Origin of the sequence: Corynebacterium parakroppenstedtii, assembly GCF_019754935.1 — a bacterium.
Taxonomy (GTDB): Bacteria; Actinomycetota; Actinomycetes; order Mycobacteriales; family Mycobacteriaceae; genus Corynebacterium; species Corynebacterium parakroppenstedtii.
In genome coordinates, this window is the sequence record NZ_JAGSOA010000002.1 from 373,433 (window position 1) to 390,079 (window position 16,647).

Sequence of the window (16,647 nt, forward strand, 5' to 3'; positions counted from 1 at the left end):
TAAGAGCGCTCTCATACCGGGCGAGTGGCTTTAGTCAGAAGGGATGACATCTGTAGAGATATGGTGAACACCACGCACGACGATGCCACCCAGCATCGGTGGGTTCTCCATATCGACATGGATGCTTTCTTTGCCTCGTGTGAGCAATTAACCCGGCCGACGCTGCGTGGCCGCCCAGTATTAGTGGGCGGAGTGTCTGGTCGTGGGGTCGTCGCCGGAGCCTCCTATGAAGCTCGCGTGTTCGGTGTGCACTCCGCGATGCCCATGATGCGTGCCCGTCGCTTAGTCGGGTACTCCGGGATCACCGTGAGGCCGCGTTTTGATGTGTATAAAACCGCGTCCCGACGGGTGATGGAGATTCTTCGCGAAGAGGCCGGGCTGATTGAGCAGCTCAGCGTGGACGAAGCCTTCATGGAGCCGGACGAACTCAGTGGCGCCACTCCCGATGAAGTGCGCAAATGGGCTGGACATCTAAGGAAGCGCATTAGGGAGGAAACCGGGCTGCCGTCGTCGGTGGGAGCCGGAGCTGGGAAGCAGTTCGCCAAGATAGGGTCGGGTTTGGCCAAGCCCGATGGAACCTTTGTCATTCCGGTGCAGGACCAGCACGCTATTCTCGATCCGCTGCCGGTGCGAAAGCTGTGGGGAATTGGCCCGGTAGCGGAAGCTAAATTGGCCGACATTGGGGTGAGGACGATCGAGCAATTTGCTCGTATGTCCAGAACCGATGTGGAAATGACGTTGGGGAAAACAAATGGGCCAGCCTTGTGGTTGCTTGCTCAGGGCCATGATCCACGCCCTGTTGCGCCGCGGGCGGAAGCGAAGCAAGTGTCGTCGGAATCGACGTTCAGCGACGACGTCACCACCTTGGATGGGGTGGACGAAGGCATACGTGCGGCCTTGACGAAGGCTCACCGTCGTCTCATGAATGATGGTCGTGGGGCCCGCACGGTGACGGTCAAACTTAAGCGTGCCGATTTCGAGCAGCACACACGGTCAGAAACCCTTCCATTTTCGACGACGGATTGGGACGTGCTGTACCGCGTGGCCAGCCGCCTCGCCGACGATCCTGCTGTTTTTGGTGCGGTTCGCCTGGTTGGAGTGTCCCTGTCGGGGCTGGAATCTGCTCGTCAGGAAGCATTGTTCCCGGATCTCGATCCGTCACAGGGAGCAGACTATCGAGCCCTTACGGAGGCTGATAGTGATTTCGAAGCAGGAGTTGTGTCAGCGGCGAATACTCCGACGGCCTCCGTTGATAGTGACGAACTCGTGGATGCCTCGACGGAAGAGGACTCGGAGAAATCTGGGTTCGATGGTGCTCCGACGGATGCGTCCCACACGGAAACATCTGTGTGGCCTGCGACGATCGATGTTTATCATCCTGAGTACGGTCACGGGTGGGTCCAAGGTTCGGGACATGGCGTGGTGAGTGTTCGGTTCGAAACGCGCACGACGGGGAAAGGGCCAGTACGAAGTTTTCCAGTCGATACGCCGGAGCTCACTCGTGCAGATCCCATCGATAGCCTTGAGTGGGGCGACTGGCTAGAGCTAGTTGATGGTGAATGATCACACGTCAAATAGCGTTTGCGGATGAACCCCAGCGTCAATGGCCGCAGCAAGGATAATTCGCGCCTGACCAGCATGAACGCATCCGGCACCGATAACACCCTGCCGAGAGAGAGTCAGTCCACCTCCGTCGCCACCGTATAAGGGATTGACGTTCCCTCGCGGGACACGGCTCGCCATCACGGCAGGAATTCCTTGTTTCAGCGCGGATGTGATCGCCGTCGCCAAGGCGTCGCCGACATTTCCCGCGCCCATGCCTTCGATAACGAGTCCCTCGGTGCCGGCGTCGATAGCCGCGTTCAACAGGGTGGCGTCGGCTCCAGGGTATGCCGGGATGATGTCGACACGATGCCCTGCGAATGTGACCTTGGGCAACGGGCGCGGCCGCGGTGGTTCATCGGGTGCGTTGGTCGCAAAAGCAAGCGGATCGGATGTGTGCCATTTCACCGCTCCACGTGCGGGAATGACCGCATGTCCGAAGACGATGAGCACTCCAATGTCGCGAGCAGAATTATCTGTTGCGATGACAATTGACTCGAACAAGTTTCCGGGCCCGTCGGCCTCGGGGTGGTCGGCGGGCCGTTGTGCACCAGTGAAAATGACCGGACGGGAATCATTGTGAACAATGTCAGCCGCGATGGCTGATTCCTCCATCGAGTCGGTTCCGTGCGTGACGACGACGCCGGTGACCTCAGGGTCGCTGAGCGCTTCTTTGATAGCCGCGTTGATGGTGTCGTAATCGTCGAATGTGATTGAGGAGCTGTCGAGCTGTGCGATATCACGCGCTTCAACGATGACGTTGCTCTCAAAGCGTTGAACTACCGGGTCGACGAGTTGTTGTGTCGACAAGGTTGGCACCAGCGCCCCGGACGAGTCGTGGGTGCAGGAAATTGTGCCCCCGGTGCCGAGAATAACGATGCGCGGGGGCGTGGCAGAGGGCTGAGCGGACGTCTCCTGTTGTGACGCGGTCGCGTCGTCGGGTGTGCTAGCTGGAACTGGCATGATGGGTAACCTACTTCCACGTCATCGCGCGCTGATTCTTCTGAACGATCGACGTCCCGCTCGCCGTTGAGTTTTTCTCGGGTGCGGGCGACTTGTCGTCAGACTGTCCGCTGGTGTCGCCGGCATAGGTCGTGATCGTCGTGGTGTCGATGGAGCCCTTGACCGGAATCGGTTTTGTCAGGTCAACAGTGACTTTGCCAACGTGAGTGCTGGTTGACGAGTCTTTGACATCCAGCGAGCCCTTCGTACCGGAGGGCACATCAGGTGCTTCCGATAGCGAAAGGGACGTAGTGCTAGGGCGTTGTTGAACGCTGGCGTCGAGTTCGACGGTATTGCCGTCATGCTTCTTCAGGGTGTAGGTAATCGTCTTCACGGCAGGTGAAGGGTCGTTTACTTTAATCCGGACGTCCCATTGAGCCCCGATTCCCACCGGATTAGCGGGGAACACGACGGGGGTAGAGAGGTATTGCGTGAGCGCGCGTTCAATGGAGGCGCGCGCAGTTTCTGTCGCCTTCTCAGGGGCAGTGAAGGTTGCTCCAGACTTAATGCCGGTGGGGGAATTATTCGTCTTCAGCGTGAACCCTTGGGCGGTCGCGATATCGGAATTGAGCTTGTCGTTAGACCCAGTTGGTTTTCCGAGTGTGATGGTGTCGCGTTTCGCAGTGTAGGGCAGTGTCATCGTCGTAGACGTCACGTCCGGCACCTTGTCGGCATTGGTTTCCTGCCCGAACCCTTGTGTCACGTCCATCGTTCCGTGCTGGTCAGAGTCACTGAGGTCATATGTGAGCTTTGACTGCGGTTGTTCCCCCGGGTTTGTCACAGTGACGACGGTTGCCTCCAGGTTCACGGTGGCGGAATTCTCTTTTTTCGCATCGTTACTATCTGATCCACAACCTGTCGCGAATAAGAGGAGTACGGCACTTCCAGCGGCAGCGATTCGACGGAGCATGACATTCACGTCGTCAATTTTACCGACGACCCTGGACATGACGTAGCGGCATGGGGTGATAGGGCGACACTCCGTTACTATGGTCTGCGTGAATCGATGGATTGTCCTGGGCATCGTGACGGCGGTGGCGATTGTTGATCAACTGGTGAAATCGCTCCTTGTGGTGGTTCTTACACCCGGACACGCGTATACGATCATTCCGGGTTTTCGTCTGTACCTCATCCGTAATTCGGGGGCAGCCTTTAGTATGGGCAGCAGTGCAACGATCGTGTTCACCGTGATCCAGGTCCTCGCCGTCATTGCCGTGCTGGTGTGGGCACCACGCATGAAGGCGAGGTGGGAAACGCTAGCTTTCGGTCTGATCGGTGGCGGTGCGCTGGGTAATCTTCTGGATCGCCTGTTTCGGAGTCCCGGTTTCGGTGTCGGGCACGTGGTGGACTTCATTTCGGTGGGTCGTTTCGCAATTTTCAATCTGGCAGATTCGGCGATCACCATTGGTGTGGTGCTTTATATTGCTGGGGTTCTCTTCGGTGGTAGACAGAGAGAAGCGCAATAATAGGTAGGTGAGTGAAATAATGCGTGATTCTCGGCGCATGCCTGTTCCCGTGGGGCTCGATGGTCTTCGCGTCGATTCGGGCTTGTCAAAGTTGCTCGGCCTATCTCGCACGGTTGTTGCCGATCTCGCATCATCGGGAGACATTCTTATCGACGGTGTTCCGGCGTCGAAGTCCGATCGTTTGACGACGGATTCGTGGTTGGATGTCACTCTGCCGGAGTCGCGGTCGATCGCAGATGAGCCTGCTCGTGAGGTCGAGGGCATGGACATTCTGTACAGCGATAGCGACGTCATCGTCGTTGATAAGCCGGTGGGGGTGGCTGCTCATCCAACGATGGGGTGGGATGGACCGACCGTGACCTCAGGACTCCGTGCCGCTGGATTCCGCGTGTCGACGTCGGGGCCGCCGGAGCGGCAAGGCATTGTCCAGCGTCTTGATGTAGGTACGTCCGGGGTGATGATTGTTGCGGCGTCGGAGCGGGCATATTCGCTGCTCAAGCAGGCGTTTCGGGATCGCACCGTCGATAAGACGTACCACGCCCTGGTCCAAGGACATCCGGATCCGACGGTGGGCACGATTGATGCGCCTATCGCTCGGCATCCTGGTGCAGGGTGGAAGTTCGCTGTCCGTTCAGATGGCAAACGAGCGGTGACGCATTATTCGACTATGGAAGCTTTTCGGGAAGCGACGTTGGTGTCGGTTCATCTCGAAACGGGGCGGACGCATCAGATCCGCGTCCACTTTTCTGCGCTGCATCACCCGTGTTGCGGTGATCCGATGTATGGGTCTGATCCGAAGTTGACGGAGCATTTGGGCCTGTCACGGCAGTGGCTCCATGCGGTTTCGCTAGGTTTTACCCATCCTGATGGCCATTACATGGTGGTGGAATCCCCGTATCCTGCGGATTTGGATCACGCTTTAACCACGCTCCGGCGTGATAACGGGATGCTTGATGGATAGCCACAACCGTCATAGCTATGACCCACGCAGTCACAACCGGCACAGTCGTGGATCCACCTCGCGACGTTCTGGATCGGCGTCATGGGTTCCAGGTGCGGGGCGGTCGTCGTCACGTTCCTCCGTGAAGGCCAATGAGTCGTCATCGTTTAGTGCTTCTCCATCTACGCAGCCTTCATCCTCGTCGTTTCAATCCGCCTCGTCTCCGTCGACGACTCCTTCGTCGACCGTTTCCTCGTCATTTTCGTCGACCGCTTTTTCCTCGTCGACAAGCCGTATTAACTGGGGAGCTCAACGCCCCAATTCCGTCGCTAAAGAGCCGTTATCTGAAGTCTCAGGCCAGCGTCGGGATCAGACGTCGGAGGTCAGCCCTGCAAAGGTTGCTGGTGAGCGCAGCATGGGGTGGAATATTGCTGCCCTAGTGGCAGTCGGACTGTTGGTGACCGTTTTTATTATTATGATGGTCCGTCCGGATACCACCTCATCGACCATGGCGATCAATGGCGACGCACTTGGCCCCGAGGATGAAACGATGTCGCAGTATCAACAGCGCTCGGATGCGACGCTGCAGTTTGAGACCGCTGAGAGTGGCAAAGCGGATAACGGTTCGGATAGTGCGGGGCACCAGGAGTCGTCCGGTCGGGGAGCGAAAGATAGCAAACACTGGGCGTTGGTGACCTTTAATCCGCCTACGACGCCCGCCAAAGCAGCGGAAGCCTTGGACGGTAGCAACGTCAGAGTGGGATCTGTGTTGGTAGGGCCGGGGGTGGTTTCCGGAATTCCTAATCCGACTCCCGGGTATCCGCTGGAGAAACTATTTTCTGACCAGGTGCAGTGGGCCAATGAGCTCGAAGACACGTCCAACGACGACGAGATCCCCGGTGTCATTGTGTATGGGACATTGGATCAGCTTCGGGCTATCCGCAAGAAGACGTTTGCTGTGGAAGCGCTGCCTTCCGATGCCGTGTGGGGACGGATCGGAGTAAGGAATCCTGCTATCGCGGGCCTTGAGGATACCCCGGCTTCGTCTCAAGATTCGGCGACATCCCAGGATGATGTGAACCCCATTACTCTTCCTTCACCCACTGGTGATCGTGGTCTGTAAAGAGTCTTAGGTCTCCGCTACCATCATTCACGTGTTATGGGCCTGGGCATGTTACGTGTTGTGGGGATTGTTCCCCGCGTTCTTTCCTCTTCTCAAACCGGCGTCGCCTCTGGAAATCTTGGCGCACCGATTTGTATGGACCCTCGTTTTCATGCTCGCCATTGTGCTGTTCAGCGGACAGTTCAAGAAACTACTAAGGATTCCTTGGCGAGTATGGGCGACGGTGTTCGCTGCCGCGATGCTCATTGCAGTGAACTGGGGAACCTACATTGTGGCGGTCAATTCGGACCACGTCGCCGATGCCGCGCTGGGCTATTTCATTAACCCGCTAGTCAGTGTTCTTCTTGGGGTATTTTTCTTGGCGGAACGGCTCCGTCTGCTGCAGTGGCTATCCGTCGGAATTGCCGTGGTAGCGGTCGCTGTTCTCACCGTTGACCTGGGACATCCTCCCGTTATTTCGTTGGCCCTTGCGTTCAGTTTTGGCTTCTATGGCTTGCTGAAAAAACGAGTTCCCCTGACCCCAATGATTTCTCTAACGTGTGAAACGTTATGTATTGCTCCAGTCGCGATCGTATATTTGCTCGTTTTGGGGCAGCGACACGACGGAACATTCACCTCAGAGGGAATCGGCCACACCTTATTACTGATGACAGCCGGGATCGTCACAGCTGTGCCCTTGCTACTTTTTGGGTACGCGGCCCAGCAGATTTCACTGACATCCTTGGGAATGTTGCAGTATCTCACTCCCGTTTTGCAAATGCTGTGGGCCGTTTTCGTGACACAGGAATCGTTCAGCCTTGGCCGGTGGCTCGGTTTCATCATTATTTGGATTAGCGTTGGATTCTTCGTCACAGACTTGGCCTTGATGTCACGAAAACGGGCACATCGCGTGCGTGCCGCGTCGTCGTAATTTTCGCGGGAAGGGGCCTTCGGGTGAAGGCCTTTTACCTAAAAAGCGAAACCTTCACCGCGATACGTCGTCCATGTATCGACGACTTCTCCGCCGGATACCACTAGAACCGAGTTCGTCCATTCCATCGCCTCTCCGGCTTTGGCATGACGGAGCCAGACCTTGTCGCCAATGGCCAAGCCATCGCTGGCGGGGCCGATCAGTGCAGTTTGGACTTCACCGGCACCTTCTCGTGGAGCGAATTCCAGTTCTGTGGGGAAGTCGATGACAGGGAGTTTGTCGTGGCTAGGGGTTCCCGACGCGACACGCCCTCCGCCAGCCACGACGATGATTCCTTTGCCGGGGCGTCGGATAACGGGTAATACGAACCAGCAGGCCGGGTGGGGTTGGAAACTGCGAAAATGATCGAGTAGGCCAGGGCCGATAAGCCCGGAACCGGCGGCAATTTCCGTCACAGCGCTTTCCGTTCCCGTCGAGTCCAGTGAGCCGGTGCCGCCACCGTTGACGAACTCTAACTGATCGAGGCCCGCGGACATCAGGGCGAAATCGACACCATTGACAATTTCTTGTCGTCGGCTCGCAATTTCACCGCGGGACAGTGACTGCATGATTCGTCGTATCGTCGGCCTGACCCCAGTTCCCGCGTCGCCTTCGTCGGAAATTTGGCTTTCGAAGGCAAGGATTCCGACGACCTTCATGTTCTTTCGGCCCCAGATTTCTTTGACGAAGGATTGCGCGTCGCGGATTCCATGGATGGGAGAGCGGAGTGCTCCGATTCGGAGCGAAAAGTCCTTGTCAATGGGCTGCGTTGTCCACAGTTTTGTCGCTTCTCCCGAAGACAGCCCGGGGATGTACATGCCGCGCCCAATCACGAGGGCAGCATCGACATCTAAACAGATGCGGAGTTCATGGCGGTTTTCCGGATCGGTCACCGAATCGAGAAAATTGAGGTGCTCGGGCGAATCCGCAGTTAGTGTGATGGCGCGTGCGAGGTGTTCGTCGTTAGCAATCTCGTGCAAGGCATCTTTATCCGTGGATGGGGTACCCATGAGTACGTCATCTGTTACTCCTTCTTTCACCAGCCAAATGGCTTCCTGGAGTGAATAGGCCTGCACACCTGAAAACCCCGGTTGAGCGAGGGCTTCCTTGATGGCGTTCTTCATCCTGAGAGATTTGCTGCTCACACGTATCGGTGTGCCATTGGATCGCGTCACCATGTCTTCGGCATTGGCACGGAAAGCATCCAAGTCCAGCACCGTGAGCGGAGCACTGTAGCGTGCAACGGCCTCGCGCACCTTTTGAGGAACGCCATAGTTATGGTGATAGACACTGCTTTGTGGAGCACTGGGTCGTAAACCATCTTTCATCGTCTCGACGATGACTCCGCCGCTTTTCCGCGCGCGCTCCGTGGCATCGTCTGCTGCAGAGAAGGCAGAGTTTAACCGACGCTTTGCTGCAGTGAACGCGTTGGACAATCGCGTTGATGCTTCACTATTCGATTGCGACGAGGACGGTGTTGATTTCGGGGAGTTCATGACGCCCTGCTTTCGTTCGGGTTGCTTTCACGGGTCGATGGTGTACGTGTGTGCTCTACCGTCGGGAGCCTCTCGCAGACCGTGCGTTGGAAAGACGCTCACGGTGCAGTGACGGCCCTGAGACGGAAACTGTGAAGTGATAGCAGTCACATTAACGGTTCTTGGAGTAGAGCGTGCGGTTTTTCTCGAAAAGACGGCAAATGCTCCAGAGAGAAGACCTATCGACGCGGGTGACGTCGCTACAAAAATGCCCTGACCTGGACACTCGACCACGCTAGAAATGCCCCCTATGATCGCGAACATGGCCAATTCTTCCTTTGTTCACCTGCATAACCACACCGAGTATTCAATGCTCGACGGAATGGCCAAGGTTGACCTGCTGGTGGATGAAGTAAAACGGCAGAACATGCCGGCAGTCGGAATGACCGACCACGGCAACATGTTCGGATCCGACGCTTTCTACCGCGCCATGACGGCGAACGACATCAAGCCCATTATCGGCGTCGAATGCTATATGGCCCCCGACTCCCGCTTTAATAAAAAGCGCGTTCGGTGGGGTGAAGCCCACCAGAAGCGTGACGACGTGTCGGCCTCGGGCGCCTACCTGCACCAAACGATGATCGCGGAGAATGCCACCGGACTGAAAAACCTCTTTTACCTGTCCTCGATGGCGTCCTATGAGGGGCAGCTTGGTAAATGGCCTCGCATGGATGCCGAGCTGATCGCAGAGCATTCCGAAGGGATCATTGCCACGACGGCGTGCCCGTCGGGTGAAGTCCAAACCCGCCTCCGGCTTGGGCAGTTCGACGAAGCGCTCAAAGCGGCCGCCAAATGGCAGGACATTTATGGGAAAGACAATTATTTCCTCGAGCTCATGGACCACGGCATCGAGATCGAGCAGAGGGTCCGTAATGAGTTGTTAGAAATTGGCCGAAAGCTCAACATTCCTCCGCTGGTGACGAACGATTGCCACTATGTCACCAAGGATCAGGCCCGGTCACACGAAGTGATGCTCTGTGTGCAAACGGGTTCGACGATGAACGAACCCACCTTGGACCAAGGCGGTAACCGCTTTGCCTTCAACGGTGACGGCTACTACCTGAAATCGGCCCGGGAGATGCGAGATACGTGGGACGACATGGTCCCCGGTGGGTGCGATAACACCTTGCTTATCGCTGAGCGCGTCGGGGATTACAGCGAAATTTGGGAACCCCACACCCACGACCGGATGCCAAAGTATGACGTCCCGGAAGGCTACACGCCGACGTCGTGGCTAACTCACGAAGTTGAACAAGGCCTGAAAAAGCGCTTCGAGGGTCAGCCCGTCCCACAGGAATACACCGACCGAGCCAAGTACGAAATCGGAGTCATCGATTTTAAGGGTTACCCCAGTTACTTCCTCGTCGTGGCCGATCTGATCAAGCACGCGCGCCAGGTCGGTATTCGTGTGGGGCCCGGCCGTGGCTCAGCTGCAGGGTCGCTGGTCGCGTATGCGTTGACCATTACGAATATCGATCCGCTCCAGCACGGATTGTTGTTTGAGCGATTCCTTAATCCTGAGCGTCCGTCGGCACCTGATATCGATATCGACTTCGACGATCGTCGCCGTGGTGAGATGATCCGTTACGCAGCAGATAACTGGGGAGAAGACAAGGTCGCTCAGGTTATTACCTTCGGCACAGTGAAGACGAAGCAGGCGTTGAAAGACTCTGCTCGCGCACATTTCGGGCAACCGGGTTTCCAAATGGCGGAGCGGATTACGAAGGCCCTGCCGGCGCCGATCATGGCGAAGGACATTCCTTTGTCCGGCATCGTCGATCCGGAGCACCCCCGTTATAGTGAGGCCGCTGAGGTTCGCCAGCTCATCGAAACTGATCCCGATGTGAAGAAGATTTTCGATACGGCTCGGGGTCTTGAGGGCGTCGTCCGTCAGGCCGGTGTTCACGCCTGTGCTGTGATTATGGCGTCGGTGCCATTGCTGGACCACATCCCCATGTGGAAGCGTGCCCAGGATGGGGCGATCATTACTGGTTGGCCGTACCCGGCGTGTGAGGCCATTGGCCTGTTGAAGATGGACTTCCTGGGGCTGCGAAACCTCACCGTTATCGGCGACTGCATCGAGAACATCAAAGAAAACAGGGGAGAGGACCTCGACCTTGAGGGTCTTTCTGTTGTCGACGAGCCGACGTATGAGTTGCTTTCGCGCGGCGATACTCTCGGTGTGTTCCAGCTGGATAGTGGTGGTATGCGTGAGCTGCTCAAACGCATGGGACCAACCGAATTCTCGGATATTGTTGCGGCGTTGGCGCTGTATCGTCCAGGCCCGATGGGTGAGGGTGCGCACTGGTCCTACGCTGACCGCAAGAACGGGCGTGAAAAGATAACCCCGATTCACCCGGAATTGGAGGAACCGCTTCGGGACATCCTGGCGGAGACCTACGGCCTGATTGTCTACCAGGAGCAGATCATGAAGATCTCGCAGAAGGTAGCCAATTATTCCGCGGGCCAAGCTGATAGCTTCCGAAAAGCGATGGGTAAGAAGAAGCCCGAGGTTCTGGCGAAAGAGCGTGTCAGTTTCGAAGCCGGAATGAAAGAGAACGGCTATTCGGACGACGCTATTAATACGCTGTGGAAAGTTATTCTTCCGTTCGCTGGTTACGCCTTTAACAAGTCTCACGCCGCCGGTTACGGATTAGTGTCCTTCTGGACGGCATATTTGAAGGCAAATTACACAGCCGAATACATGGCGGCTCTTTTGACGTCGGTGTCGGATAAGAAAGATAAGTCTGCCATTTATCTTTCGGATTGCCGTCATTTGGGTATTGATGTGTTGTCTCCCGACGTGAATTCGTCGAAATACACGTTCCAATCCGTCGGTAAAGATATTCGCTTTGGTCTCGGCGCTGTCCGCAATGTTGGTGAAGATGTCGTGGAGTCGATTGTCTCGACGCGACGGGAGAAAGGTGCGTTTAAAGACTTCACTGACTATTTGAATAAGATCGATACTATTGCGTGTAATCGACGAGTGACGGAATCGTTGATCAAAGCTGGCGCATTCGATTCCATGGGGCACCCGCGTAAAGGTCTTTATTTGATCCATGAGGATGCGGTCGATTCTGTCACTTCAACTAAGAAGGCCGCGGATAAGGGGCAGTTCGATCTTTTCGCTGGTTTAGGTGGGGAAGCTGAGGAAGAGGATTCGGCCTTTTCCATTGAGGTTCCTGACCAGGAATGGGACCGTAAGCATAAGTTGGCTCTAGAGCGCGAAATGCTCGGGTTGTATGTCTCAGGACATCCGCTTGACGGGTATGAAGAGACATTAGCTGCTCAGACGGATACGCCACTGACCACCGTGCTGTCGGGTGAGCTGAAGGATAAACAGGACATCGTTATTGGCGGAATTATCTCCGCCGTGGATCGTCGTTTCTCCAAGAAAGATGGTTCGCCATGGGCCATTGTCACTATTGAGGACCATAATGGCGCTTCTGTGGATATCCTCGTTTTCAATAAACTCTATGCATTAGTGGCACCGCTCATTGTGGAAGACACGATTATTAAAGCTAAGGCGCATATTAAATATCGTGATGACCGGATGAGTGTCTTTTGTGATGACCTCACCCAAGCAGATTTGAGCCTCAATGGTGGTGGCAAAGGGAGTCCGCTGAAATTGAAGATGCGCACTGACCAATGCACTAAGGAGAATATTGCCCGGCTAAAGAAAGTTTTAGTCGAGAATAAGGGCGACTCCGATGTTTATTTGACCCTTGTCGACGGTGCCAACTCCACCATGATGGTTCTGGGCAACCACCTGCGAGTTGACCGTTCGAGTTCTCTGATGGGTGATCTGAAAGCCATGTTGGGAGCTGGCATTGTGGCCTAGTCGTTTCTAATGGCTAACTCCCTAGGTCGATAGTTTCAGTGTTGACCTAGGGAGTCTGAATATCCCCTACTGGGCTGGCCTATCGTGTTGGCTCAATGTGCCGACCTATCGCGCAACAATGATCGTTTCCCAAGGGGCTAGCGTGACGCGTGTTTTCTCGTCTTTACCAGCGCTTTTATCCTCGGCCGACGTCTCCGGAGCGGTTGCCGTGTCCGTTCGTGACGACGCTTCTTTTCCTCCCGACGCACCAAACCGGAAGATGACATTCCAGTCGTTAATATCGCTGCCGTGGGGGAGTGGAACCTCAGCTGGCTCGTCGGCAAGGTTGATGAAGGCAGATATGGCGTTTTCTCCGTCGGCCTGGGCCGATGCTGTGTTACCCCCACCGGCAGGGACAGCCGTATTCGTGACGGGAGAGAACCTATCTACCCGGATCCACCTACCGCGTCCCGGTGATTCGTCGACAACCGGCGGGGTTGAGAGTGCTCCCGAGGCATTGACATCGGCTCCGTGAGCTGCCGCGGCAGGGTTTCCGCTATCGTCATGCCAGGACACTGAGATGGACGCGAAGTTCCCTGAGCGCAGGAGAGGGAAATCTTCCCTCATTGCGATCAGCTTCCGGTACGCATCATGGATGGCCTGATGAGAACCCTCCGTGAGCTCGTCCCAATCTAACCGCGCGGAGTCGAATGTTGATTGCGCAGACGGGTCAGGCACGGCGTCGTCACTCCATCCCGCGCGTGCGAATTCGCGCTTGCGCCCCTCCTTGGTCAACTCATTAAGTTCATCGGATTCATGCGAAGCAAAGAACGGAAATGGTGTGGAGGCACCCCACTCCTCGCCTTCAAAGAGCATGGGCGTGTAGGGAGAAGTGAAAACAAGCGCTGCTTTTGCGACTTGCTGCTCCGGCGTGAGATTCATGCTCGGCCGGTCGCCGGCGGCGCGGTTGCCAGTCTGATCGTGAGTCGTCGTATATGTGACAAAGGACGACGCGGGTTGTGTCGCATGGTGGATCGGCCGCCCATGCGTCCGGCCACGGAACTGCGAATAGCGGCCATCATGCCAGAAGGCGCGGGTTAATGCCGTAGCAAGAACCTGGGGAGAGCCGAAATCGCCATAGTAGGCGTGGTGTTCACCGGAGACCGCCGAATGAATGGCGTGGTGGACATCATCACACCATTGGCCAGCCAACCCATAGCCGCCGGCTGCGACGGGGCTCACGATCCGCGGATCATTTTGGTCTGATTCCGCGATGAGCGTGCGGGGAATACCGGTACGGGCTGTCACGTCCCGCGCCACGTCGTTCATCTGCTCCAGGATCGGGTGGGCACCCGGGTCGTTGAACGCGTGAACAGCGTCGAGCCGTAGAGCATCGATACGGAACTCGGTGAACCAGCGCCGGATCGCGTCCATGATCAGGCGCCGGACAGTGTCTGAATGATCACCGACGAGGTTGACTACCTCGCCCCACCCGGTTGAACCGCCTGAGGTGTAGGGCGCGAACGCGCCGCCATAATATCCGTCCGGGCCGAAATGGTTATAGACGACATCAAGGCATACTGCCATGCCATGCTGGTGGGCCTCATCAACCAATTTCCGCAGACCATCCGGCCCGCCGTATGACTCTTGGACGGAAAACCAATTGGTCCCGTCATAACCCCAGTTCCGCGTGCCTCCGAACGGAGCGACAGGCATGAGCTCAATCGTCGTTACCCCCAAATCCTTGAGGTAAGGGAGCTTCCCGATGAGTCCGTCGAATGTTCCTTCGGGAGTAAAAGTTCCGACGTGAAGCTCGTAGAGGACGGATCCTTCCAAGGGGCGGCCACGCCACTGGGTGCAGGTGAATTCGTATGTGGGCTCCCATATTTCACTGAATCCGTGGACGCCGTCCGGTTGTCGTTCGGAACACGGGTCAGGAAACGGCCCGACCCATTCAATAGCATCGCTATCCTTGCCCGACTCTGTGTCGTCGCTGGCAGCGGGATCGGTGGTGACGGAGAAGGCGTACCGGTCACCGGGTTGTGCCGGGATATCGGAGATCCACCATTCCCCGGTGCGATGCAAGGGATAGATCACTGTGTCGGCGTCACTGGTGATGCCGTCGGATTCTGTAGGAGTCGACGCGGTAAGTGTCGACGAACTATGCCCGCGTGAGCTGGAACTGTCTTGTTGTCCATGAAGGCGCCGCACATGAACACGTGCGGCGGTGGCGTCGGGCGACCACAAACGGAAATAGCGTTCCGGGGATGTTGTGGTCTCGGTGGATTGGGCGGGCCTGGTGTTTTCCATATATCTAGGGTAGGGGATTTATGCCGGGGAGAGCAGGTCAGTTCTCAGCGAGCAGGCCAGCTTTACAATAAATTCTTATGAGCACCCAGCCGTCGTATGTCGTCCCGCGGGATTATCGGGACTACACCACTGAGCAGGAAATCAAACGATCACGTTTTATTTGTCATCTTCGGCGAGCTGACTCAGAGGATGATGCGCGCAAGCATATTGCTAATATTCGTAAGGCATACCCCGATGCTCGTCATCATTGCACTGCGTTTATTACCGCGGCGTCAGATGAAGCTGATGACATGCCGGACAAGGTGAATGCACCACTGATGCTCGTTGAGCGTTCCTCCGACGACGGCGAACCTGCAGGAACGGCGGGTCAGCCGATGCTCAATGTCCTGCGCGAATCGGGAATTACCAACGTGTGCGCAGTCGTCGTCCGATATTTTGGTGGAACCAAGCTGGGGGCGGGCGGTCTGGTGCGCGCCTACTCAGATTCGGTGGCGCAGACAGTATCTGTAGCACCGACATCGCGACGTCGTCGTGCTTTACGCATTACCTTTATTGTTTCGATTTCCGACGCAGGCCGCGTGGAATCGGCGCTCCGCAGCGATGACTGGTCAGTAGAACCCACTGTGTACGGGGCGGGTGCGCCTGAGGACGCACATCCACTGGATACAAATTCAACGCAGCGCAACGAGGGTAGCGGGGATAGCGGAAACATCGCGCAGATCAACGTCGTCGTTTCCCCAAGCGATGTCGATGCCGTGGTATCTGCAGTAGCCGCATTAACGCAAGGGGTATTCAATGCCTATGAAACCGGAATAACATGGAGAGAAAGTTCCACCTAAGGTCTCATGCTGCCAGAAAGTGACGGTTCGGCTGTGAACGGGTCCGCATCTCAAAACCAGACAAGTAAAACCGGCGGTCGTGTTGGGCGGCCCGATCCCGAGCCCGGACGTCCGGGAATAAACCGCCGCTCATTTCTTCGTGTCGCAGGAGCCAGCTTTATTGCGGCAGCGGGTTGGGGGCTCGCTGCATGTTCCTCAGATTCGTCAGATGATTCCGCAGGACAATCGTCGGGAGCTAACCAGAAAGGATCGAAGGGGAAAGACAGCCGCGTCGCTGCCGTAGGAATGGGTGATGGAGACACTCTTATAGCGTTGGGAATTATCCCCGTGATAACTACCTCGTACGGTGTTCAGCCGAAGGCTCTCAACAGTTGGACGCGCGAGGCTTTACAGTCGCGGAATATTCATGATTTCCCCATCGTCTTGGATAGTACTCAAGAAGCATTCTCAACATCCGTGCTTGAGACGATTGCCCACAAAAATCCGTCTTTAATTATGGCGATCAATACGGCAGTAGATAAACAAGCTCATCAGCGTCTTTCTGCCATCGCGCCGATTGCAACACACTCCGATAAGTACCAGGACTACGAAATTCCTTGGGATGAACAGATTAAAGAAGTATGTAGAGCTGTTGATGAGGAAGGGGAAGCAAGCAAGCTGATCGCAAAAGTAAAGGAGTCTTTTAAGAAATACCGAGACAAGCACCCCGACATCCAGAACAAAAAGGCTGCCATCGTCATGCCATACGATGGTAAAGCCGCTGTTTACGATGATTCGGCGGGTCGGGGACAATTTGTAACGAATATGGGATACACCATCCCTCAATCGGTTCAAGGGGACGGCTCTGGCGGCCAGAGTTCGGCGTTCTACCACGAAATATCGGCCGAAAACTATGACATCTTCCGAGGTCTCGACAAACTTTTCGTCATTGATTACGCAGGAAAAGCGAGGCATTTCTCCACGACCCTGTGTTCAGCTCACTCGACGTAGCGCAGGAAGGCCGCACTCAAGTTCTCCAAGAAGAACTCGGAACAGCCATGAGCATGCCAAACCCCCTGTCC

12 protein-coding genes are annotated in these 16,647 nt (G+C 56.2%); 8 read left to right on the forward strand and 4 right to left on the reverse strand.

What is annotated here, in order from left to right; genetic code table 11:
• The first annotated feature begins 60 nt into the window (after positions 1–60).
• A complete protein-coding gene (locus KCQ76_RS08150; RefSeq protein ID WP_046202990.1) occupies positions 61–1,563 on the forward strand; it encodes a DNA polymerase IV in 1,503 nt (500 codons plus the stop codon).
• Here KCQ76_RS08150 and KCQ76_RS08155 read toward each other — a convergent pair whose 3' ends face one another.
• Together KCQ76_RS08155 and KCQ76_RS08160 are read right to left on the reverse strand one after the other, a co-directional pair.
• Entirely contained in the window at positions 1,564–2,565 is a 1,002-nt protein-coding gene (locus tag KCQ76_RS08155) for an asparaginase (RefSeq protein ID WP_046202989.1), read from the reverse strand. It abuts the gene before it with no gap.
• Positions 2,566–2,575: 10 nt separating this feature from the next.
• Positions 2,576–3,514, reverse strand: coding sequence for a DUF6263 family protein (locus tag KCQ76_RS08160; RefSeq protein WP_231725396.1), 939 nt, complete (start codon positions 3,512–3,514; stop codon positions 2,576–2,578).
• Positions 3,515–3,593: 79 nt separating this feature from the next.
• Between KCQ76_RS08160 and lspA the strand changes: the two genes are divergently transcribed.
• The 4 genes from lspA to rarD are packed head-to-tail and all read left to right on the forward strand — an operon-like array spanning position 3,594 to position 7,043.
• Positions 3,594–4,070 carry a signal peptidase II gene (lspA, locus tag KCQ76_RS08165; RefSeq protein ID WP_046202988.1) on the forward strand — a complete coding sequence of 159 codons (477 nt, stop codon included), beginning with the start codon at positions 3,594–3,596 and terminating at the stop codon, positions 4,068–4,070.
• A gap of 19 nt (positions 4,071–4,089) precedes the next feature.
• Positions 4,090–5,031 (forward strand): RluA family pseudouridine synthase, encoded by a 942-nt coding sequence (locus KCQ76_RS08170; protein ID WP_012731408.1) that lies wholly within the window; start codon positions 4,090–4,092, stop codon positions 5,029–5,031.
• The gene (locus tag KCQ76_RS08175) at positions 5,024–6,133 is read left to right on the forward strand and encodes a hypothetical protein (RefSeq protein WP_221914838.1); all 1,110 of its coding nucleotides are present in this window, start codon (positions 5,024–5,026) and stop codon (positions 6,131–6,133) included. The genes KCQ76_RS08170 and KCQ76_RS08175 overlap by 8 nt, the downstream gene beginning before the upstream one ends.
• A 31-nt stretch (positions 6,134–6,164) precedes the next feature.
• Positions 6,165–7,043: an EamA family transporter RarD gene (gene rarD / locus KCQ76_RS08180; protein WP_046202986.1), complete on the forward strand. Its 879-nt coding sequence runs from the start codon at positions 6,165–6,167 to the stop codon at positions 7,041–7,043.
• A gap of 38 nt (positions 7,044–7,081) precedes the next feature.
• Here the strand turns inward: rarD and KCQ76_RS08185 are convergent, their stop codons facing one another.
• Complete coding sequence (locus KCQ76_RS08185) at positions 7,082–8,578, reverse strand: type III PLP-dependent enzyme domain-containing protein (protein WP_236881213.1); 1,497 nt, start codon at positions 8,576–8,578, stop codon at positions 7,082–7,084.
• Between the two features lie 301 nt (positions 8,579–8,879).
• On the opposite strand from KCQ76_RS08185, the gene dnaE reads away from it, so the two are divergent.
• A complete protein-coding gene (dnaE, locus tag KCQ76_RS08190; RefSeq protein WP_046202985.1) occupies positions 8,880–12,458 on the forward strand; it encodes a DNA polymerase III subunit alpha in 3,579 nt (1,192 codons plus the stop codon).
• A 105-nt stretch (positions 12,459–12,563) separates the two neighbouring features.
• Here the strand turns inward: dnaE and treZ are convergent, their stop codons facing one another.
• Complete coding sequence (treZ, locus tag KCQ76_RS08195; protein WP_052722317.1) at positions 12,564–14,747, reverse strand: malto-oligosyltrehalose trehalohydrolase; 2,184 nt, start codon at positions 14,745–14,747, stop codon at positions 12,564–12,566.
• Between the two features lie 77 nt (positions 14,748–14,824).
• Between treZ and KCQ76_RS08200 the strand changes: the two genes are divergently transcribed.
• Both KCQ76_RS08200 and KCQ76_RS10870 read left to right on the forward strand, forming a co-directional pair.
• Positions 14,825–15,586: an IMPACT family protein gene (locus KCQ76_RS08200; RefSeq protein WP_046202984.1), complete on the forward strand. Its 762-nt coding sequence runs from the start codon at positions 14,825–14,827 to the stop codon at positions 15,584–15,586.
• Positions 15,587–15,619: 33 nt separating this feature from the next.
• The gene (locus tag KCQ76_RS10870) at positions 15,620–16,576 is read left to right on the forward strand and encodes an ABC transporter substrate-binding protein (protein ID WP_221914839.1); all 957 of its coding nucleotides are present in this window, start codon (positions 15,620–15,622) and stop codon (positions 16,574–16,576) included.
• The last annotated feature ends 71 nt before the right edge of the window (positions 16,577–16,647 follow it).